This window comes from Sphingomonas sp. MA1305 (assembly GCF_016107325.1).
GTDB lineage: Bacteria > Pseudomonadota > Alphaproteobacteria > Sphingomonadales > Sphingomonadaceae > Sphingomonas.
The window spans coordinates 855,853-875,888 of the sequence record NZ_RCVT01000001.1; the positions used below are offsets into that span (position 1 = coordinate 855,853).

At 66.8% G+C, this 20,036-nt stretch carries 19 protein-coding genes; 8 read left to right on the forward strand and 11 right to left on the reverse strand.

Annotated elements, in window-relative coordinates:
• The first annotated feature begins 89 nt into the window (after positions 1-89).
• Positions 90-2,378, forward strand: coding sequence for a TonB-dependent siderophore receptor (locus D9601_RS04425; RefSeq protein ID WP_198352679.1), 2,289 nt, complete (start codon positions 90-92; stop codon positions 2,376-2,378).
• A 41-nt stretch (positions 2,379-2,419) separates the two neighbouring features.
• Here D9601_RS04425 and rpoD read toward each other — a convergent pair whose 3' ends face one another.
• The 4 genes from rpoD to D9601_RS04445 all read right to left on the reverse strand — a co-directional run bounded on the left by rpoD (position 2,420) and on the right by D9601_RS04445 (position 7,438).
• Positions 2,420-4,450, reverse strand: coding sequence for an RNA polymerase sigma factor RpoD (rpoD, locus tag D9601_RS04430; RefSeq protein ID WP_198352680.1), 2,031 nt, complete (start codon positions 4,448-4,450; stop codon positions 2,420-2,422).
• Positions 4,450-6,330, reverse strand: coding sequence for a DNA primase (gene dnaG, locus D9601_RS04435; protein WP_198352681.1), 1,881 nt, complete (start codon positions 6,328-6,330; stop codon positions 4,450-4,452). Before dnaG ends, rpoD begins: the two co-directional genes overlap by 1 nt.
• A 199-nt stretch (positions 6,331-6,529) precedes the next feature.
• Positions 6,530-6,901 (reverse strand): endonuclease domain-containing protein, encoded by a 372-nt coding sequence (locus D9601_RS04440; protein ID WP_198352682.1) that lies wholly within the window; start codon positions 6,899-6,901, stop codon positions 6,530-6,532.
• Between the two features lie 84 nt (positions 6,902-6,985).
• Entirely contained in the window at positions 6,986-7,438 is a 453-nt protein-coding gene (locus tag D9601_RS04445; RefSeq protein WP_198352683.1) for a GatB/YqeY domain-containing protein, read from the reverse strand.
• Between the two features lie 146 nt (positions 7,439-7,584).
• Here D9601_RS04445 and carA point away from each other — a divergent pair, with 146 nt between their 5' ends.
• The 5 genes from carA (at position 7,585) to D9601_RS04470 (ending at position 13,716) form a co-directional block, all read left to right on the forward strand.
• The gene (gene carA / locus D9601_RS04450) at positions 7,585-8,769 is read left to right on the forward strand and encodes a glutamine-hydrolyzing carbamoyl-phosphate synthase small subunit (RefSeq protein WP_198352684.1); all 1,185 of its coding nucleotides are present in this window, start codon (positions 7,585-7,587) and stop codon (positions 8,767-8,769) included.
• Positions 8,766-9,035, forward strand: a complete 270-nt coding sequence (locus tag D9601_RS04455) for a hypothetical protein (RefSeq protein WP_198352685.1) — start codon at positions 8,766-8,768, stop codon at positions 9,033-9,035. The genes carA and D9601_RS04455 overlap by 4 nt, the downstream gene beginning before the upstream one ends.
• Positions 9,035-12,358: a carbamoyl-phosphate synthase large subunit gene (gene carB / locus D9601_RS04460; protein ID WP_198352686.1), complete on the forward strand. Its 3,324-nt coding sequence runs from the start codon at positions 9,035-9,037 to the stop codon at positions 12,356-12,358. The genes D9601_RS04455 and carB overlap by 1 nt, the downstream gene beginning before the upstream one ends.
• 82 nt (positions 12,359-12,440) lie before the next feature.
• A complete protein-coding gene (greA, locus tag D9601_RS04465) occupies positions 12,441-12,917 on the forward strand; it encodes a transcription elongation factor GreA (RefSeq protein ID WP_198352687.1) in 477 nt (158 codons plus the stop codon).
• 19 nt (positions 12,918-12,936) lie between these two features.
• Positions 12,937-13,716, forward strand: coding sequence for an APH(3') family aminoglycoside O-phosphotransferase (locus tag D9601_RS04470; protein WP_198352688.1), 780 nt, complete (start codon positions 12,937-12,939; stop codon positions 13,714-13,716).
• A 3-nt stretch (positions 13,717-13,719) separates the two neighbouring features.
• On the opposite strand, the gene D9601_RS04475 is transcribed toward D9601_RS04470, so the two are convergent.
• The 5 genes from D9601_RS04475 to D9601_RS04495 all read right to left on the reverse strand — a co-directional run bounded on the left by D9601_RS04475 (position 13,720) and on the right by D9601_RS04495 (position 15,609).
• A complete protein-coding gene (locus D9601_RS04475) occupies positions 13,720-13,947 on the reverse strand; it encodes a DUF4170 domain-containing protein (protein WP_198352689.1) in 228 nt (75 codons plus the stop codon).
• A 103-nt stretch (positions 13,948-14,050) separates the two neighbouring features.
• Positions 14,051-14,425, reverse strand: coding sequence for a hypothetical protein (locus tag D9601_RS04480; RefSeq protein ID WP_198352690.1), 375 nt, complete (start codon positions 14,423-14,425; stop codon positions 14,051-14,053).
• Between the two features lie 31 nt (positions 14,426-14,456).
• A complete protein-coding gene (locus D9601_RS04485) occupies positions 14,457-14,750 on the reverse strand; it encodes a DUF3618 domain-containing protein (protein WP_198352691.1) in 294 nt (97 codons plus the stop codon).
• On the reverse strand, positions 14,747-15,073 hold the full coding sequence (locus D9601_RS04490; protein WP_198352692.1) for a phage holin family protein: 327 nt from the start codon (positions 15,071-15,073) through the stop codon (positions 14,747-14,749). Before D9601_RS04490 ends, D9601_RS04485 begins: the two co-directional genes overlap by 4 nt.
• A gap of 29 nt (positions 15,074-15,102) precedes the next feature.
• Positions 15,103-15,609, reverse strand: a complete 507-nt coding sequence (locus D9601_RS04495; protein WP_198352693.1) for a hypothetical protein — start codon at positions 15,607-15,609, stop codon at positions 15,103-15,105.
• A gap of 139 nt (positions 15,610-15,748) precedes the next feature.
• Here D9601_RS04495 and eno point away from each other — a divergent pair, with 139 nt between their 5' ends.
• Positions 15,749-17,026, forward strand: coding sequence for a phosphopyruvate hydratase (gene eno, locus D9601_RS04500; protein WP_198352694.1), 1,278 nt, complete (start codon positions 15,749-15,751; stop codon positions 17,024-17,026).
• 184 nt (positions 17,027-17,210) lie between these two features.
• Entirely contained in the window at positions 17,211-17,528 is a 318-nt protein-coding gene (locus D9601_RS04505) for an FtsB family cell division protein (protein WP_198352695.1), read from the forward strand.
• Between the two features lie 53 nt (positions 17,529-17,581).
• Here D9601_RS04505 and D9601_RS04510 read toward each other — a convergent pair whose 3' ends face one another.
• Positions 17,582-19,024, reverse strand: coding sequence for a phospholipase D-like domain-containing protein (locus D9601_RS04510; RefSeq protein ID WP_198353378.1), 1,443 nt, complete (start codon positions 19,022-19,024; stop codon positions 17,582-17,584).
• A gap of 16 nt (positions 19,025-19,040) precedes the next feature.
• Positions 19,041-20,018, reverse strand: a complete 978-nt coding sequence (locus D9601_RS04515; protein ID WP_232473811.1) for a Gfo/Idh/MocA family protein — start codon at positions 20,016-20,018, stop codon at positions 19,041-19,043.
• Between the last annotated feature and the right edge of the window lie 18 nt (positions 20,019-20,036).

Here is a 20,036-nt window from a genome sequence, read left to right on the forward strand (position 1 = left end):
ATTCTGTCATTTTTCCACTTGCCGCGTCAGCCGCACCTCCTTAGCGGTTTCTGCGAGTCACTAGCAATAGCGAAATGGATAAAATGCGGGTGCAGACGAAGATTGTCGGGTTGGTCGGAGTGTCGCTCATCGGCCTGGCGCCGCAGGCGTGGGCGGCGTCGCTACGTGCGCCAGAAGATGGCGCCACCCGCGCGATCCCCCGCGACGAAGGGGATGAGGAGCAGCACCGGGGTGAGGATATCGTCGTCAATGGACAGCGCGACAAGCGTCATAGCGAAACGGGTGCGAAGACCGACACGCCGCTGATCGCGCTGCCGCAGAATGTCGTCGCGATCGACAATGAAGAACTGACACGGCGCAATGCGCTGTCGATCAACCAGGCGCTCGGCTATCTTGCTGGCGTCTCGCCCAATCAGCGCGGCAATGTCGCGACGCGCTACGATCAGCTCTATCTGCGCGGTTTCACCCCCGGCATCTTCATGGACGGGATGCGACTGCTCGGCGGCGTCTATGCCAGTCCGCAGGTCGACTTCCATCTGGTCGAGAGCGTCGAGGTCATCAAGGGGCCGGCGTCGGTGCTGTATGGCAACGCGACGCCTGGCGGACTCGTCAACCTGACCAGCAAGCTGCCCTATGCGGCATCCGGCGGGCGGATCGAGCTGGCGGCGGGCAATTACGACCTGTTGCGAAGCGCGATCGACGTGAACCAGCCAATCGATCGGGATGGCCGGTGGCAGTTCCGCGTCATCGCAGGCGCAGAACGCTCGGACGGATTCATCGCTTTGACCCGCAACCGGCGCTATCATGCTCGGCCGATGCTGACCTTCGCGCCGGACGACGCGACCAGCGTGACGCTGATCCTGAACTATCAGCGCGATCCGGAGGCCGCTTCCTATAGCGGCGTACCCGCCTACGGCTCGGCTCTCCCCAACCCACGCGGACAGTTCGCCACCGATCTCAACGTCTCGGAGCCGGGCTATGAGGCGTTCGACCGTCAGCAACGGTCGGCGACCCTGCTGTTCCGCCGGTCGCTCGCGCCCGGGCTGACCTGGACCACCAACGCCCGCTACCTCGATGTCGACCTGCATTATCGCCAGATCTACCTGTCCGCCTTCGCTACCAGCGGCGCAGGGGCAAACCGCCAGACCGATTTCTCGACGATTGTCCGCGGCGGCGGTGGCGCGGACGAGGCGTTCCGCACGATCACCTTCGACAACCGCATCGCCGCCCGCTTTGCGATCGGTCCTTTGACGCATACCTTGCTCGCCGGGGTCGATTGGCAGAACAATCGCGGCACCAACAGCCAGCAGTTCAACGCCGGCGTCACCACCAATCCGGTGACGAGCATCGCCAACCTCAACCTCTACGATCCCGTCTATTACGGGCCAGTGCCGAGTTTCCCGCTCACCCAGACCCGCAATCTGCGCAAGATCGACCAAGTCGGTGTCTATGTGCAGGATCAGATCGCGATCGGCAGGCTCAATCTGATCGCGAGCGGGCGCTGGGACTGGTACGATCAGCTGACCCGCAACCGCAATCTGCCTGAAGGCAGTGCGGCGGCGGTGACGCGGCTGGCGCAGACCGCGTTCACCACGCGGCTGGGGGCGCTGTACGAGACCAAGCTCGGCCTGTCGCCCTTCGCCAGTTATTCGGAAAGCTTCGAGCCGCAGACCGGCAGCGGCTTCGACGGTCGGCCGTTCGTGCCGGTGACCGGTCGGCAATATGAAGCGGGACTGAAGTTCCAGCCACGGGTTCTGGACGCGCTGTTCACCCTGTCCGCCTTCGACCTGCGGCGGCGCAACGTGCCGGTCGGCGATCCGGTCAATACCGGCTTTTCGATCCAGGCGGGCGAGGTGGCGATCCGCGGTGTCGAACTGGATGGCCGCGGCGAGATCGCGCCGGGTCTTACGGCGACGGTCGCCGGCACTTATACCCACGCGCTGACCACCCGCGGCACCCCGGTCGTCGGCTCCGGCGACCAATTGGCCGGCGTGACCGGTACCAAGCCGCTCGGCATCCCGACGTGGAGCGCGTCGAGCTTCGTCGCCTATGATTTGGCCAAGGCGGCGGCCGGGCCGCTCGGCGGGTTCAATCTGGGTGGCGGCGTCCGGTATGTCGGTCAGTCGGACGGGACGGCGCAGACGGTGGTGAACGGCGTCACGGTTACCAGGCGGTTCGCGTCGCCGGGCTATGTGCTCGCCGATCTGCTCGTCGGCTACGACCTCGGCCGGGCCGATCCGACGCTGACCGGGCTGAACCTCAGCCTCAACGTCGCCAATCTCTTCGACACGCGGCACATCGCGAGCTGCTTCTTCAACAACAGCTGCTATTTCGGCGCGTCCCGCACGATCGTCGGTACGTTGCGTTTCAGCTGGTAAGCAAAAGGGCCGCCGGGAACGTTGCCGGCGGCCCTTCTGGCTTATTGGTCGAGGAAGGAGCGCATCTTGCGGCTGCGGCTCGGGTGCTTGAGCTTGCGCAGCGCCTTCGCCTCGATCTGGCGGATGCGTTCGCGCGTCACGCTGAACTGCTGACCGACCTCTTCCAGCGTGTGATCGGTGTTCATGCCGATGCCGAAGCGCATGCGCAGCACGCGTTCCTCGCGCGGGGTCAGCGAGGCGAGGACACGGGTGACCGTTTCCTTGAGGTTCGCCTGAATCGCGGCATCGACCGGGATCACCGCATTCTTGTCCTCGATGAAGTCGCCGAGATGCGAATCCTCCTCGTCGCCGATCGGCGTCTCGAGCGAGATCGGCTCCTTGGCGATCTTCATCACCTTGCGCACCTTCTCGAGCGGCATGCTCAGGCGCTCCGCCATCTCCTCGGGCGTCGGCTCGCGGCCCTGCTCGTGGAGGAACTGGCGGCTGGTGCGGACCAGCTTGTTGATCGTCTCGATCATATGGACCGGGATGCGGATCGTCCGCGCCTGGTCGGCGATCGAGCGGGTGATCGCCTGACGGATCCACCAGGTGGCGTAGGTCGAGAACTTGTAGCCGCGGCGATACTCGAACTTGTCGACCGCCTTCATCAGGCCGATGTTGCCCTCCTGGATCAGGTCCAGGAACTGCAGGCCGCGGTTCGTGTACTTTTTGGCGATGGAGATGACGAGACGCAGGTTGGCCTCGACCATTTCCTTCTTGGCGATGCGCGCCTCGCGCTCCGCCTTCTGCACCATGTTGACGATGCGGCGGAATTCGCTGAGCGCCATGCCCGTCTGCTGGGCGATGTCGCTGATCTCGGTGCGGATGCGGTCGACCGCATCGGCCTCGTTGGCGGCGAAATTGCCCCATTTCTTGTCGAGGCCGCGGACGCCCGCCAGCCACTGCTCGTCAAGCTCGTGACCCATGTAGCGGTCGAGGAAGTCCTTGCGGCTGACCTTGTGCCGCTCGGCAAGACGCAGCATCTGGCCGCCGAGCGCGGTCAGCCGACGGTTGTAGGCATAGAGCTGGTCGACGAGATATTCGATCTTCGCCTGGTGGAACTGGACGCTTTCCACCTCGGCGGTCAGGTCCTCGCGCAGCTTCTGGTACTTGCGCTCGTCCGCCGCGGACAGTTCACCGCCGGCGGCCATAGCCTCCAGCCGGTTCTGCTGCACCTTGGCGAACTTCTTGTAGATCGCGGTGATGTTGGCGAATTTCTCGAGCGCCTGCGGCTTGAGCGTCTCCTCCATCTGGGCGAGGCTGAGCGTATTGTCCTCGTCATCCTCCTCGGTGGCGCGCGGACGGCCTTCGCCACCGTCCTCGTCCTCGTCGGCCGACGGCTCCTCGGGCTCTTCCTCGTCCTTGAACGACGGGCCGGCGGCGCTTTCGCTGATCTCGCCATTGTCGTCCTCGGCACCCTCGACCTGCTCGGCGGAGGGGCCCTTGGACAGCATCGCGTCGAGATCGAGGATCTCGCGCAGCTGCATCGTGCCTTCGTTGAGCGCGGTCGACCAGTCGATGATCGCATTGAAGGTGATCGGCGATTCGCACAGGCCCAGGATCATCGTGTCCCGGCCGGCCTCGATCCGCTTGGCGATGGCGATCTCGCCCTCGCGGCTCAGCAGCTCGACCGCACCCATTTCGCGCAGGTACATGCGCACCGGGTCGTCGGTGCGGTCGACCGTTTCCTTCTTCTTGGTCTCGGGCGCGGAACCGCCGGCGCTGTCGGCATCGGCCTCGGCGGTCTCGGCCTCGTCGGCCGAATCCTCTTCGGATTCGCCGTCCTCGCCCTGTTCCTCGTTCTCGACGATGTTGACGCCCATCTCGTTGAGCGCGGCCATGATGTCCTCGAGCTGGTCGCTCGACATCTCGCCCTGGGGGATCGCCTCGTTGAGCTGGTCGTAGGTGATGTAGCCGCGCTTCTTGGCGCGCGCGATCAGCTTCTTGACCGACGCATCGTTGAGGTCGATCAGCGGCGCGTCGCCCGTGTCAGCCGTGTCGGGTGCTTCCGCCGCCATGTTCGCCTTCGCCATCAATTGTCCTCGGACCCAAATGCTCGGGCGTCTTCGTTCGACTGCACCAGATTTGCAAGCCGAAGCTCCAACGCCTGTTTCTCTTTCACCAATGCCACTTGCCGTCCGAACGCTTCGTCGGTGAAGTGCCGCTGCATCGCCGCGGTCGCTTCGCCCAATGCCTGCTCGACCTCTGGCTGCGCCACCAAAATGGCGATCGCCTCGTCCAGGTCGGCGCGGGCACGCGCCGGGTCTCCGCCATTCTGCGTGAACGAATAGGGCATCGTATCGGCTCTCAGCAGGTCGCTAGCGACTGAATCGAAACCGCTGCCCGCCAATATGGTGCGCAATCCCGCGCTATCAAGCGCCCGATCCTCCAACGCGACGTCGACCACCGCCTCGAACAGCCGGCCGAGCGCGCCATCGGCCATGCGCAGGCTGCCCAGCACCTCCATGTGCCGCGCGATCTCGACGGGGTGGCGGATCAGCCCGGCGAGCACCGCCTTGGCGAGCACGCGATCGATCCCGGCCGCGCGAACCGCCTTGGCGTCCTCGGTGACGGGGGCAGGGGGCTGTTTCCAATTGCCCTTGGCGTCGCGCTTGCCGCGCGCGCGCTGGTCGTTCGGCACGAAGGCGCGCGGCTGCGGCTTGAAATGCTCGTAGAAGCGCCGCTTGAACTCGCTTTCATATTCGATCCGGACGCCCTGATGCTGGATCGTCGCGGCGAGATCGTGAAGCCGCTGCTTGAAGCCGGCGCGCTGTTCCGGCGTGTCGAGCGGCTCGGCGGCCAATTCGCTCTGCCACAATCGATCGACCAGCGGCTGGGTGTCGGCGAGCAGTGTCTCCATCGCGCCCGATCCGCCCGCCTTGACCAGATCATCCGGGTCCTGACCCTGAGGCAGCGTCACGAAGCGCAGGCTGCGTCCCGGGGCGAGCAGGGGCAGCGCGCGGGCCGCGGCCCGCAGCGCCGCCTTCTGCCCCGCAGAGTCGCCGTCGAAGCACAGGATCGGCACGTCGACCATCCGCCACAGTCGTTCGAGCTGATGCTCGGTCAGCGCGGTGCCGAGCGGCGCCACCGCCTCGCCGATGCCCGCCTGGGCGAGGGCGATGACGTCCATATAGCCTTCGACGACGAGGAGGCGGTTCGCCTTGCGCGCGGCGGGCGCGGCGCGATCGAGATTGTAGAGCGTGCGGCCCTTGTCGAACAGCGGCGTGTCGGGGGAGTTGAGATATTTGGGCTCGCCCTCGCCAATCACCCGGCCGCCGAAGGCGATCGTCCGCCCGCGGGCATCGCGGATCGGGATCATCAGCCGCCCGCGGAACCGGTCATAGGGCTCTTTGCCCTCGACCTGGATCAGCAGGCCGCATTCGATCAGGGCGGGATCGCCATAATCCTTCAGCGCCGTCTTCAACTTGCCGCGGCTGTCCGGCGCGAAGCCGAGGCCGAAGGCGCGTGCGGTATCCGCGGACACGCCGCGCTTCGCCAGCACGCCGCGTGCATCCGCACCGCCGATGCCACCCAGCTGTTCGGTGAACCAGGCGGCGGCATCGGCCATCGCATCGTGCAGGCCCTTGGCACGCTCCGCCTTTTGCGCGGCGCGGCGATCCTGCGCGGGCATCTCCATGCCCGCCGCCTGCGCCAGTTCCTTGACCGCATCGATGAACGGCAGGCCGCGCTGGTCGGTCATCCAGCGGATCGCATCGCCATGCGCCGAACAGCCGAAGCAATGGTAGAAGCCCTTGTCGTCGTTGACGTAGAAGCTGGGCGTCTTCTCGTTGTGGAAGGGGCAGCAGCCCTTGTGCTCGCGACCGGCCTTGTGCAGCTTCACGGTCTTGCCGACCAGCGCCGACAGCGAGGTTCGCGCGCGCAGTTCGTCGAGGAAGGCGGGCGACAAGCTCATGCGGGCGATTCTATCATGGCGCGGGTGGCGTGGAGAAACAATCGCGTTGCGGCGGAATACGCGAGTCTTGACACTTTTGACGCCTGAACGGGGAATTGTCGGGGTTGGTGGGCGCCGCCGGTCCGTGAGACAGGATTGAAAGGCAGAGCGGCATCCATCATGCGAGGCTTACGCGTATTCGTGCCTGTAGGACAGCCTTCTAACTCCCCTCCCGCTCGCGGGAGGGGCTGGGGGAGGGCAGTTGCGACAGCGCGGTCTCGATCGCCTGCACGACGCCTTCGGTGCGCTCGAGCACGTCATTGTTCCAGAACCGCAGCACAGTGAACCCCAAGCCCTCGAGATAGCGCGTGCGATCAGCGTCACGCCGCTCTTGCCAAGCGTGCTGACCACCGTCGACTTCGATCACGAGCTTCGCCGATCGGGCGACAAAGTCGCAGATAAACGGGCCGATCGGCACTTGGCGGTTGAAGCGAACGCCGGCTACCTGACGGTTGGAGATGTGCTGCCACAGCCGGCGCTCCGCGTCTGTGGCGCTCAGGCGGAGTTCGCGAGCTTTGGTGCGCTGCTCCATATGCCGTGTCTGCCCTCCCCCAGCCCCTCCCGCAAGCGGGAGGGGAGCGAAGGGTCCCTCTCGAAAGAGGGCAGCAAGCCCCCTCTACGACAGCGCCGCCTTCACCAGCCCGCTCGCCTTGCTCATGTCGAGGTTCGCCGCGTGCCGAGCCTTCAGTTCGGCCATCACCCGGCCCATGTCCTTCATGCCGCCCGCGCCAAGATCGGCCTTGATCGTCTCGATCGCGGCGCGCGTCTCGTCGTCGCTCATCTGGGCCGGCAGGAATCGCTCGATCACCGCGACCTCGGCCTTCTCCGCCTCGGCCAGCTCCTGGCGGCCGCCGCTTTCGTACATGGCGATCGATTCGCGGCGTTGCTTGACCATCTTCTGCAGCACCTCGACCACCAGCGCGTCGTCGTCCGCCACCGGACCTTGCGTGCGCACCTCGATGTCGCGGTTCTTGATCGCGGCCTGGATCAGGCTGATCGCGGCGCGCGCATCCTTGTCGCCGGCCTTCATGGCGGCGATCTGGGCGGCCTTGATGTCGTCGCGGATCATGGGACAAGCTCTTCGTCAAAGGGGAAAGGGCGAGCCTTAGCCGGGAACGGGCGGCGCGTCACCCGGTTGACGGCGCGGTATACGGGGTCTAGCGGGCGCGGCTTAGCGACATCGTTGTTCGACCCTCAAGGAGTGCCCGCCGCATCATGGCCGACGCCACGCCCATCGTCATGCCCGCAAAGCCCGAAGGGGCGACCGGGGTTCTGGTCCTCGCCAATGGCGAGGTGGCCTGGGGTCGCGGGTTCGGCGCGGAAGGGCAGGCGGTCGGCGAGGTGTGCTTCCACACCGCGATGACCGGATATCAGGAGATCATGACCGATCCGTCCTTCGCCGGACAGATCATCACCTTCACCTTTCCGCACATCGGCAACGTCGGCGCCAATCCCGACGATATCGAGGCGGACGCGCCGCACGCGCTCGGCATGATCGTCCGCGAGGACGTGACCGCGCCGTCGAACTTCCGCGCGGTCGAGCGGCTCGACGGCTGGATGAAGCGCCACGCACGCATCGGCCTCGCCGGCATCGACACGCGGGCGCTGACCCGTCGCATCCGCGCCGGCGGCGCGCCGAACGGCGTGATCGCGCATAGCCCGTCGGGCGACTTCGACCTCGATGCGCTGCTCGCCATGGCGCGGGCCTGGCCGGGGCTGGAGGGCATGGACCTCGCCAAGGAAGTGTCGACTGAGACGCATTACGCCTGGGGCGAGAGCCGCGAGGGCGGCCTGTGGCGGCTCGGCTTCGGCTATGACGGGGCCGGCGAGGGCGACCGCCCGCACGTCGTCGCGATCGATTACGGCAGCAAGCACAACATCTTCCGCAACCTCGTCCAAGCGGGGGCGAAGGTCACCGTATTGCCCGCGACCGCAACGTTCGACGAGGTGATGGCGCAGAGACCGGACGGCGTGTTCCTGTCCAACGGCCCCGGCGACCCCGCCGCGACCGGCGACTATGCGGTGCCGGTGATCCGCCAGCTGCTCGATACGGGTAAGCCGCTATTCGGCATCTGCCTCGGCCACCAGCTGCTCGGCCTCGCGGTCGGTGCGCGCACCACCAAGATGTTCCAGGGCCACCGCGGCGCCAACCATCCGGTCAAGCGCCTGTCCGACGGCGCGGTCGAGATCACCAGCATGAACCACGGCTTTGCGGTCGAGCGGGACTCGCTGCCGGTGAATGCGCGCGAGACGCACGTGTCGCTGTTCGACGGGTCGAATGCGGGGCTGGAGCTGACGGATCGTCCTGCGTTCAGCGTGCAGTATCACCCGGAAGCGAGCCCTGGGCCGCAGGACAGCCTGTACCTGTTCGAGCGGTTCGTAGGAGCATTGCGGCAATGAGCCTGTTGCTCGCACTTGCCATGCAGGTCGCGACGCAACCTAATTCGTTGCGGCACAAGGTGACCCCGGCCAGTCTGAACGCCATCGCCGATCGATGCCACGCGCCGCGCGCATGGCTCACGCTGAGAGGTCGCCAGATCGTCTTTCGGGGCAATCCGGATGCCGACCCCGTCAAGATCGAGTGCGTCCTCAAAAAGATGAGTGCCGCCATCCAGATGAATAACGCCGCCCTCGTCGGCCGCGCGCAAGCTTCGGGTAACAACTAATGCCAAAACGCACCGACATCTCCTCCATCCTCGTGATCGGCGCGGGGCCGATCGTCATCGGGCAGGCGTGCGAGTTCGACTATTCGGGCACGCAGGCGATCAAGGCGCTGCGCGAGGAGGGCTATCGCATCGTCCTCGTCAACAGCAATCCGGCGACGATCATGACCGATCCGGAGGGCGCCGACGCGACCTATGTCGAGCCGATCACCCCCGCCGTGGTCGCCAAGATCATCGAGAAGGAGCGCCCCGACGCGATCCTGCCGACGATGGGCGGGCAGACCGCGCTGAACACCGCACTGGCGCTGTTTCACGACGGCACGCTGGAGAAGTTCGGCGTGACGATGATCGGCGCCGATGCCGAGGCGATCGACAAGGCGGAGGACCGGCTGAAGTTCAAGGACGCGATGACCAAGATCGGTCTGGAAAGCGCCCGCAGCCACATCGCCCATACCGTCGAGGAGGCGCTGGTCGGCCTCGACCACGTCGGCCTGCCGGCGATCATCCGCCCCAGCTTCACGCTCGGCGGCACCGGCGGCGGCGTCGTCTACAACCGGTCCGAATTCGTCGACATGGTCCGCAAGGGTCTCGACGCGAGCCCGACCACCGAGGTGCTGATCGAGGAATCGCTGCTCGGCTGGAAGGAATATGAGATGGAGGTCGTGCGCGATCGCGCCGACAATGCCATCATCATCTGCTCGATCGAGAACATCGACCCGATGGGCGTCCATACGGGCGATTCGATCACCGTCGCGCCGGCGCTGACGCTGACCGACAAGGAATATCAGATCATGCGCAACGCCAGCATCGCGGTGCTGCGCGAGATCGGCGTCGAGACCGGCGGGTCGAACGTCCAATTCGCGGTCAATCCGAAGGACGGCCGCCTGATCGTCATCGAGATGAACCCGCGCGTGTCGCGTTCGTCGGCGCTGGCGTCCAAGGCGACCGGCTTCCCGATCGCCAAGGTCGCGGCCAAGCTAGCGGTCGGCTATACGCTCGACGAGATCGAGAACGACATCACCGGCGCCACCCCGGCGTCGTTCGAGCCTACGATCGATTACGTCGTCACCAAGATCCCCCGCTTCGCCTTCGAGAAGTTCAAGGGCGCCGAAGCCGTGCTCGGCACCGCGATGAAGTCGGTCGGCGAGGTGATGGCGATCGGCCGCAACATCCATGAGAGCCTGCAGAAGGCGCTGCGCGGCCTCGAAACCGGCCTGTCCGGCTTCAACCGCGTCGAGCGGCTGGCGGGCGCGCAGCGCGAGGAGATCGAGGCGGCGCTGGCGGTGGCGAGCCCCGACCGGCTGCTGGTCGCGGCGCAGGCGCTGCGCGAGGGCTTCACCGTCGCCGAGGTGCATGCGATCGCCAAGTTCGATCCGTGGTTCGTCGAGCGGATCGCGGAGATCGTCGCGGCGGAGGCCGAGGTCTGCAAGGACGGGCTGCCGATCGATGCGGCGGGCATGCGCCGGCTGAAGGCAATGGGCTTTTCCGACCGGCGGCTCGCCTGGCTGGCGCTGCAATCGGCGAATCTGCGCGGCATGCAGCGCGGCATCGCGCGCGGCGGCGGCCTGATTCACGAGGCGGTCAGGGCGATGACCGGCGGCGTCACCGAAGAGGAGGTGCGCGAGCATCGTCACAAGCTGGGCGTGCGGCCGGTATTCAAGCGCATCGACACCTGCGCGGCGGAGTTCGATGCCAAGACGCCCTATATGTATTCGACCTATGAGGCGCCGAGCTTCGGCGAGCCCGAGGACGAGAGCCAGCCGTCCGATCGCCGCAAGATCGTCATCCTCGGCGGCGGTCCGAACCGGATCGGGCAGGGGATCGAGTTCGACTATTGCTGCTGCCACGCCTGTTTCGCGTTGGCCGATGCCGGCTTCGAGACGATCATGATCAACTGCAATCCGGAAACGGTGAGCACCGATTACGACACGTCCGACCGGCTGTATTTCGAGCCGCTAACCGCCGAGGATGTGCTGGAGATCCTGCACGTCGAGCAGTCGCGTGGGCAGCTGGTCGGCGTGATCGTCCAATTCGGCGGCCAGACGCCGCTCAACCTGGCGCGCGCGTTGGAAAAGGCGGGCATCCCGATCCTGGGCACCAGCCCCGATGCAATCGACCTGGCCGAGGATCGTGAGCGGTTCGCGGCATTGGTCAACAAACTCGGCCTCAAGCAGCCGGCCAACGGCCTGGCGCGCAGCCGCGATGAGGCGGTGGCGGCGGCGGAGCGGATCGGCTTCCCGGTGCTGATGCGGCCGAGCTACGTGCTGGGCGGCCGGGCGATGGAGATCGTCGATTCGATCCAGCAGCTCGACGATTATATCCAGACCGCGGTGCAGGTGTCGGGTGACAGCCCGGTGCTGATCGACCAATATCTGCGCGACGCGATCGAGGTCGACGTCGATGCGATCTGCGACGGCGACGACGTGGTCGTGGCGGGCGTGCTGCAGCATATCGAGGAGGCGGGAGTCCATTCGGGCGACAGCGCCTGCTCGATCCCGCCCTACAGCCTGCCGCCCGAGGTGATCGCCGAGATCGAGCGGCAGACGGAGGCGCTGGCGCGGGCGTTGAGCGTCAAGGGGCTGATGAACATCCAATTCGCAGTCAAGGATGGTGTCGTCTATCTGATCGAGGTCAATCCCCGCGCGTCGCGCACCGTGCCCTTCGTCGCCAAGGCGATCGGCACGCCTATCGCCAAGATCGCCAGCCGCGTCATGGCGGGCGAGAAGCTGCGCGACCTGCCGACGATCGATCGCCACATCAAACATTATGCGGTCAAGGAAGCGGTCTTCCCCTTCAACCGCTTCCCCGGCATCGACCCGGTGCTGTCACCGGAAATGAAGTCGACGGGCGAGGTGATGGGCATCGACCCGGACTTCACCACCGCCTTCATGAAGTCGCAGCTCGGCGCCGGCACCGTGCTGCCGACCGGCGGCACCGCCTTCGTCAGCGTCAAGGACACCGACAAGCCGCATATCGTCCCGGCGGTGCGCGACCTCGTCGCGCGCGGTTTCCACATCCTCGCCACCGGCGGGACCGCCGATTACCTGACCCGCGCCGGGATCGAGGTGGAGAAGGTCAACAAGGTCGCGCAGGGGCGGCCGCACATCCTCGACCGGATCATGGACGGCGAGGTGACGCTGATCTTCAACACCACGGAAGGCTGGCAGTCGCTCAAGGATTCCAAGCCCATCCGCCAGGCGGCGCTGGGCCAGAAGATCCCCTATTTCACCACCGCGCCGGCCAGCGTCCAGGTGGCGAAGGCGATCGGCACCGGCTCCCTTGAAGTACGGCCGCTGCAATCCTACTATTCGCAGTCGCACGATTGATCCTCCGACATAATGGCGTGATGTGCGGGCGGGCCGGCGACAAGGCCCGCGCGGGGGCGAAGTGAATTGGGGACACGAAGATATGGCGACCGTCGAAAAGATGCCGATGCTCCAGGAGGGCTATGACAAGCTCACCCAGGACCTGAAGCGTCTGAAAGAGGAACGTCCCCTGATCGTCGACGCGATCGAGGAAGCGCGCGCGCACGGCGACCTGTCGGAAAACGCGGAATATCACGCCGCCAAGGAACGTCAGGGCCAGATCGAGGCATCGATCGCCGACATCGAGGACAAGCTGAGCCGCGCCCAGATCATCGATCCCAAGGATCTGTCGGGCGACAAGATCGTGTTCGGCGCGACGGTGACGTTGATGGACGAGGACGACAAGCCCGTCCGCTACCAGATCGTCGGCCAGACCGAGGCGGACGCCAAGACCGGCCGGATCAGCTACAATTCGCCGCTCGGCCGCGCCCTGATCGGCCGCAAGGTCGAGGATGAGGTCGAGGTGTCGGTGCCCGCCGGCGACCGTTATTACCTGGTGTCGAAGGTCGAGTTCATCTGACCGACCGGGCGAGGCTGGAATGTCCTTGCCCGAGCCGCTCGACGCGCTGGTGGATGCGTGGGATTGCCAGCCCGTCCTCGTCGGCGAGGCGGGCGCCAGCGTCGTGCGCCTCTCGCACCCAGACGAGGGCGTGCGGTATCTGAAACACGGGACAGGCGCGGTCGCAGACGACATTGCCGACGAGGCTCATCGGCTGTTCTGGCTGACGGGACGGCTGCCGTGTGCCGAGCCGCTTCACTTTACGCGGACGTCAGATGCCGCCTGGCTGCTGACCGGGGCAGTGGCGGGCCGGACGGGCGACGAGTGGGTCGGGGACGATCGGGCGAACCTTCCGATGGTCGTCGATGCCTTCGCACGCTTCCTGCGTCGGCTCCATAGCCTGCCCGTCAGCGATTGTCCCTTCGATGCCGGGGCGGACGTGCGGATGGCACATGCCCGTCGCTTGATCGACGCAGGATCGGTCGACGTTGACGACTTTGATGACGACCATGCCGGCTGGTCGGCGGAACAGGTATGGGATCGTCTCGTCGCGCTGCGCCCTTGCGTCCGCACCGGCGTCGTCACCCATGGTGACTTCTCGCTGGGAAACGTCCTGGTCGATGCGCAGGGACAGGTCACCGGCTGCATCGACGTGGGGCGGCTGGGAGTCGCCGATCCGTATCAGGACGTCGCGATCCTGTGGCAGAATTTAAGGGACCACGGGCCCGACGTCGCCCAGCGCTTCCTGACCGCCTACGGCATCGACACGCCCGACCAGCAGCGGCTGGATTTTCACCGCTGCCTCGACGAGCTGTTCTGACCCTTACGCGTTTGGCGCGACGAGATCCGGCTCGAGCAGCCGGTGCAGGTGGACCACCACGAACTTCATCTCCGCATCGTCGACCGTCCGCTGCGCGGCGGCGCGCCACGCCTTCTCGGCGCTGGCATAATCCGGGAAGATGCCGACCACCTCGAGCGCCGACGGATCGGCGAAGTCCAGCGTACGCGGATCGGTGACGCGGCCGCCGAAGACGAGGTGAAGCTTGCTCATGAATCGATCCTGGCTGGAAAGGGGATGGCCCGCCCTCTAGCCTGTTGCAGCGCAATATTGAAGGGGGCGGCGATGCCGATCGACCGCCGCGCCCCCTGGCCGATCAGCCCTTGTTGGTCGCGGAGCGTGCCGCTGCGCTGCCGGCGCTCTGCGCTGCCTGGACGATGTTCTGGAACAGCGATTTGACCTGATCGCGTGCCGCGTCCTTGGTCAGCCCGCGCTGATCGAGCTCGCCATAGCCGGCCTCGCGCGCGGCCTTGACGGCGGAGCGGGTGCGCTCGGCCAGCGTCCGCCCGACCGGCGCCAGCAGCTCCTTCTCCTTGGCCGAGCGCGGGATCAGCGTGCCGGCGATCGCACCGATCGCCAAGCCGCCGAACAGGATGCCGAGCGGGTTGGACTCGACCGCCGCCGCGGCGCGGTGGGCGGCGTCATCGGCCTTGGCGTGGGCGCTCGCCGCCGTGTTGTGGATGTCTGCCATTGTCGATCCTTCCTAGAGTATCCGCATGATGTCAGTCTTTGTTGCCACGGCCGAACAGCTTGGCGATGCGATGGCGGGCGAGGAACAGCCCGGCGACGGCGGTCGCGCCGGCGACCGCGCCGGGATTGCGCCGCGCCGTTTCGATCCCCGCGACTGCGGCAGCGCCACCCTTGTCGACGACTTCGCGCGCCGCCTGGCGGGTGAGGGCGCGGGGGTCGAGCTTGACCTGCAGGCGTGACAGGGTGCCGTTGAAACGGGCCCGTGCCGCCGCCACTTCGACCTCGGCCGCGGCGAGACGGGCGGACGGCTCCAGCGGCGCGCTCATTTCACCGCTCCGGCAGGCGACAGCCGGCTCTTCCCGATCAGCCCCAGCACGGCGGCGATCACGAACACGGTCACGGTCACCGCCGCGGTTGCAAGTCCCGGGCCGATCAGCGTCGCCAGGCTCATGATCAGCCCGACGAGCAATGCCACCAGCGCGGCAAGCGCGAGCACGCCGGCGATGACGAACAGGATGACCGCACTGCGATAGGCGGCGACCCGTTCGCCGACACGCGCCTTGACCAGGGCGATTTCCGCGCCCGCCAGTCCGCGCGCGTCGTCGACCAGCTGGCTGACGAGCTCGGCGATGCCTTCATCCTGCACCATCGGCTGTTCCGCCCCCTGTGCCAAGCGGATCAGGCCCGCTGGTCGTCGATGCCGGACTGGATCAGCCGCGCCGCCGCGAAGCCGAGTGCCGCCGCGACGCCGATCGCGATCCCAGGGCTCTGCCGCACGAAGCCGCGCACGTCCTCGAGCAGGTCGTCGACATCCTTGCCCTTGACCTGATCGGACAGGCGCGACACGGCCCCGGCCGCCTGACGAGCATAGTCGCCATATTGCGCGCCGAGCTTCTCATCGACCTGGCCGGCGGCATCGCCGATCATCTGCGACAATTGGTCGAGCGCGCCGCCCGCCTTTTCCTTGCCGGTGTCGGCCAGCGTGCGGATGCGGTCGCTCGCCTGGCCGCCGATCTTGCCGGCCTGATCCTTGATCGTCTGCTTGGCCTGATCGGTGCGGCTCTGCGCGCCGGCCGGATCGAATTCGACGCCGCTGTCCTTCAAGGGGGCGGCGGGGGTGAAGCCGGTCGTCGCGGGCGGCGTGATGTCGCCGTCGGTCATCGGCAGTGCGTCGGTGTCGGACATGACGATCCCTTTCTCTGTTCGACCGCCTCAACCCGTCCCGCCAGACGGCGGTTCCCTGATCGCCAAGGAGATTGCCGCTGTGCAGCCGCCGGGGTAGAGGCCGGCCCGTACCTCGCCCCAAAGGTAGGAGCATCGTTACGTGACCGCAATCATCGACATCCACGGCCGGCAGATCCTCGACAGTCGCGGCAACCCCACCGTCGAGGTGGACGTGCTGCTGGAGGACGGCAGCTTCGGCCGGGCCGCGGTGCCGTCGGGCGCCTCGACCGGTGCGCATGAGGCGGTCGAGCGGCGCGACGGCGACAAGGGCCGCTGGGGCGGCAAGGGCGTCGACGGTGCGGTCGACGCGGTCAACGACGAGATCGCCGAGGCCCTGGTCGGCTATGACGCCGAGGACCAGGCCGAGCTCGACGCCAAGATGATCGCGCTGGACGGCACGGAGAACAAGGGGCGGCTCGGCGCCAATGCGATCCTCGGCGTCAGCCTGGCCGCGGCGAAGGCGGCGGCGGATGCACGCGGGCTGCCGCTGTACAAATATGTCGGCGGCGTGTCGGCGCACGTGCTGCCGGTGCCGATGATGAACATTATCAACGGCGGCGAGCATGCCGACAATCCGATCGATTTCCAGGAATTCATGATCGTGCCGGTCGGCGCGGACAGCATCGTCGAGGCGGTGCGCTGCGGTTCGGAGATCTTCCATACGCTCAAGAAGGCCCTGCACGACAAGGGGCTCGCCACCGGCGTCGGCGACGAGGGCGGCTTTGCCCCCAACATCGCCAGCACCGAGGAAGCGCTCGGCTTCATCATGCAGAGCATCGAGAAGGCGGGCTACACGCCGGGCGACGACGTGATGCTGGCGCTCGATTGCGCTGCGACCGAGTTCTACAAGGACGGCCGCTACAACATCTCCGGCGAGGGCAAGGTGCTGGAGAGCGGCGCGATGGCCGAATATCTCGCCGACCTGACCCGGCGTTATCCGATCTTCTCGATCGAGGACGGGATGAGCGAGGACGATTGGGAGGGCTGGAAGGCGCTCACCGACCTCGTCGGCGACACCGTGCAGCTGGTCGGCGACGATCTGTTCGTCACCAATCCGAAGCGGCTGAAGCGCGGCATCGAGGGTGGCTATGCCAATTCGCTGCTGGTCAAGGTCAACCAGATCGGCACGCTGACTGAGACGCTGGAGGCGGTGAACATGGCGCAGCGGGCGCGCTACACCGCGGTGATGAGCCATCGGTCCGGCGAGACCGAGGATGCGACGATCGCCGATCTCGCGGTCGCCACCAACTGCGGTCAGATCAAGACCGGCTCGCTCGCGCGGTCTGACCGGCTCGCCAAGTACAACCAGCTGATCCGCATCGAGGAAGAGCTCGGCTCGGTCGCCCGCTACGCCGGCCGCAGCGTCCTGCGCGGCTGACCCGCGCCTCCCCGGCCCGGGGCGGTGGCGGCGTGATAGGGTGACGGAGGGGGCTGTGAGCGGCGGACGTCGCCGAGAGCCCCCTCATCCGTTTCGCTGCCCTCCTCTTCACCGGGGGGAAAAGAAACGCCCGTCCTTCGTTCTGCGCTTGACCTGAGACTCGCAGCGAATCAGGATGATGACCATGGCGCGCGCAAAACCTTCCTCCTTCCGCAAGACGATGCGCCGCGCCGCGCTGCCGGCGCTCGGCTTCACCATCCTCGCCTTCTTCGGCGCCTATGCGGTGCTCGGGCCGAACGGGATGCTCGCCTATGGCGACTACAAGCGGCAGCTGGCGAAGCGCGAGAAGCAATATGCCGCGCTCGACCAGCGGCGTACCGTGCTGAAGAACCGCGTCGCCTTGCTCGATCCGGACCATGCCAATCCCGACATGGTCGACGAGATGGTGCGCAAGGAACTCAACGTCGCGCATCCGGACGAGGTAATCGTCCCGTTGCGATAGGCCTCGGCACCGCCGCGCCATGCTCCTGCGCGCGCAGGAGCGTGGCGGCCTCGTCAGGAACGGCCGAGCCGCAACCGTCCACGGAACAGCCCGCGCTTGACCAGCGGTTCGAACATCTCCGACGGCCCCTCCGGGTCGAGGACCTCGTTGTCGGCCAGCCATTTCTCCACCGCCGGCAGGTCCGGCACTTGATACGGCCGAAGCGATCGTCCCGGCCCGCACAGTCGCTCGATCGTCGCGATCAGCGATCCCGTCTCCGCCATCACCTGCGTCACCCGCTCGGCCGGAACGTCGAGATGCTCGGCGATCAGATCGTCTCTCACCGCGGCGATCGTCGCGCGTAGCTCCGGCCGCTGTTCCGTCGCGTCGAGCACGACGTCGCATTCGGTATCGAGCCGCAGCGAGCGGTTGTTGATATTGGCGGAGCCGATGCGCAGCTGCCGGTCGTCGATCACCGTGATCTTGGCGTGGCAGTAGATCGGCGCGCCGCCGCGGGTGAAGGGGTGGTAGAGCCGCAGCCGTCCGTGGCGGTCGTGGCGATGCAGCGCCTCGACGAGGCGGGCACGCGCGGTATCCATCGCCAGCGGCTCCAGCCAGCCTTGCGCCGAATCCGGGTTGACGATCACCACCTCGGGGCCGTCCGGCTCGTCGAGCCGCGCGGCGATCGCCTCAGCGATGCGGCGCGAGGCGAAATACTGGCTTTCACAATAGATATGCCGCTGCGCGTTGCGGATCTGGTCGAGGAACAGTGCTTCGACCTCGGTGATCGCCGGCTCCCCCGGCATCTCCGGCTTCGACCGCGCAATGCCGATCGTCACGTCCTCGAAATGCGCGTCGAGCGACTTGGGCCAGCAGGCATGGCTGCCGGTGATCGGCGCCAGCGTCACGCCCGTCGCCACCTGCCAGCGGGTGCGTGCCAGCTCGCCGAGCGCGACCGCCGCCGGCCCGGTGATCGCGGTGGTCGCATCGTGCCATGGCTTGTAGATCTTGCCCGAGGGCAGCCGCCGGCCGGGATCGTCGTCGCGGTGCGCGCGCGTGTCCCAGCGTTCCGCGGTCATGTCGATCCCGCCGCAAAAGGCGAGGCAATCGTCGATCGCGACGATCTTCTGGTGGTGGGACGATCCGGTCGGGTGATGGCCGTCCAACTTCACATGGATACGCGGGTGGCGCATCCATTTGAGCACGGTGAAGATCGTCGTGCCGCGGAACAATCCCTTGAGTGCGCCCATGTCCCAGCGCAGCAGATAGAGCTCGAGCTTCGGATTGCGCTCGACCAGCCAATAGAGGAACTTGCCGATCACCTCCGGCCCCTCCAGCGTCTGGCCGCTGCCCGCCAGTCGGATGCGTGCATCGAAATCCCAGCCGATCAACATGATCCGCTGCTCGGCCTGCAGGAACGCTTCACGCGCGACGGCGAAATAGCGGTCGGCGTCGACGACCACGGCGAACTTGTCCGCCCGTTCAATGCGCCAGACGTTGCGGCCGGGATCGAGCATCATGGTCCTTCAGTGGTCAGCGGCCGTAGATCCGGTCGAGCACCGCGGCGCTCTGTACGAAATCCTCGGCCGCGGGGTCGAAACGCGGATCGGTGGCGAGCGTCACCGCCCAGGCCGCCGCCGACCGCGCCCCCCAATCGTCGGGCGGCGCGGTCAGCGTGCGGGCCTGCGTACCGGCGAAAGCCTCCGCGGTGAAGTCGTAGAAGGAACCGCCGACGTTGCGCAACGCCGCGCCGCCCTTGGTGCCGTAGAAGCTCGCCTCGATCACCGCATCGCGCCCGGCGTGCAGATGCCAGGAACAGGCGAGCCGCACCTCGGCGCCGCCGGCGTGGAAGCGGGCGCTCGCATAGTCCTCGACCTCGCCGGGGCGCAGCGGCTGGCCCTTGGCGAAGAGCGCGGCCGACACGTCGTCGACGGCCGGAAAGCCGAGCGTCCACAGGGCTAGGTCGACGAGATGGATGCCGAGATCGATGACGCAGCCGCCCCCGGACCGTTCGGGATCGAAGAACCACGGCTTTCCAGGGCCATAGGCATTGTGGAAGGTCAGGTCGATCGCGAACACCTCGCCCAGGTCGCCGCTCCGGACCAGCGGCGCGATCGCCGCCATCGCCGCGGTATGGCGGTAGGACAGGTCGACGCCGAGCAACCGGTCGGCGGCACGGGCGGCGTCGATCACGGCCTGCGTCTCCGCCGCGCTGCGACCGAGCGGCTTCTGGCAGAACACCGCGACGCCGGCGTCGAGCGCACGGATTGCCTGCGCCGCGTGCAACGCACTGGGCGTCGCGATCACCACGCCGTCCAAGTCCAGCGCGAGCATGTCGTCCAGATCGGCAATTACCGCCGCGCGCGGCGCGTCCGTGGCGGCTTCGGCACGGCATTCCTCCGACGGATCGCAGATCGCGACCGCCTCGATCGCGCCGGTCGCGACCATCGCCGCCATGCGATGCCGCCCGATCCAGCCGGTTCCCAGAAATCCCACGCGTGGCTTGGTCAAATGCAGTCCTCCAAGTAA

Bases quoted from the DNA above. Each gene is read 5' to 3' on its own strand.
- D9601_RS04485 (WP_198352691.1), bottom strand. From the start codon at position 14,750: ATGAGCGCGCCGCTGGAGCCGTCCGCCCGTCTCGCCGCGGCCGAGGTC.
- D9601_RS04495 (WP_198352693.1), bottom strand. From the start codon at position 15,609: ATGTCCGACACCGACGCACTGCCGATGACCGACGGCGACATCACGCCG.
- D9601_RS04470 (WP_198352688.1), top strand. From the start codon at position 12,937: ATGTCCTTGCCCGAGCCGCTCGACGCGCTGGTGGATGCGTGGGATTGC.
- D9601_RS04455 (WP_198352685.1), top strand. From the start codon at position 8,766: ATGAGCCTGTTGCTCGCACTTGCCATGCAGGTCGCGACGCAACCTAAT.
- D9601_RS04490 (WP_198352692.1), bottom strand. From the start codon at position 15,073: ATGGTGCAGGATGAAGGCATCGCCGAGCTCGTCAGCCAGCTGGTCGAC.
- dnaG (WP_198352681.1), bottom strand. From the start codon at position 6,330: ATGAGCTTGTCGCCCGCCTTCCTCGACGAACTGCGCGCGCGAACCTCG.
- D9601_RS04445 (WP_198352683.1), bottom strand. From the start codon at position 7,438: ATGATCCGCGACGACATCAAGGCCGCCCAGATCGCCGCCATGAAGGCC.
- D9601_RS04510 (WP_198353378.1), bottom strand. From the start codon at position 19,024: ATGCTCGATCCCGGCCGCAACGTCTGGCGCATTGAACGGGCGGACAAG.
- D9601_RS04440 (WP_198352682.1), bottom strand. From the start codon at position 6,901: ATGGAGCAGCGCACCAAAGCTCGCGAACTCCGCCTGAGCGCCACAGAC.
- carB (WP_198352686.1), top strand. From the start codon at position 9,035: ATGCCAAAACGCACCGACATCTCCTCCATCCTCGTGATCGGCGCGGGG.
- greA (WP_198352687.1), top strand. From the start codon at position 12,441: ATGGCGACCGTCGAAAAGATGCCGATGCTCCAGGAGGGCTATGACAAG.
- D9601_RS04475 (WP_198352689.1), bottom strand. From the start codon at position 13,947: ATGAGCAAGCTTCACCTCGTCTTCGGCGGCCGCGTCACCGATCCGCGT.
- rpoD (WP_198352680.1), bottom strand. From the start codon at position 4,450: ATGGCGAAGGCGAACATGGCGGCGGAAGCACCCGACACGGCTGACACG.
- D9601_RS04505 (WP_198352695.1), top strand. From the start codon at position 17,211: ATGGCGCGCGCAAAACCTTCCTCCTTCCGCAAGACGATGCGCCGCGCC.
- carA (WP_198352684.1), top strand. From the start codon at position 7,585: ATGGCCGACGCCACGCCCATCGTCATGCCCGCAAAGCCCGAAGGGGCG.
- D9601_RS04480 (WP_198352690.1), bottom strand. From the start codon at position 14,425: ATGGCAGACATCCACAACACGGCGGCGAGCGCCCACGCCAAGGCCGAT.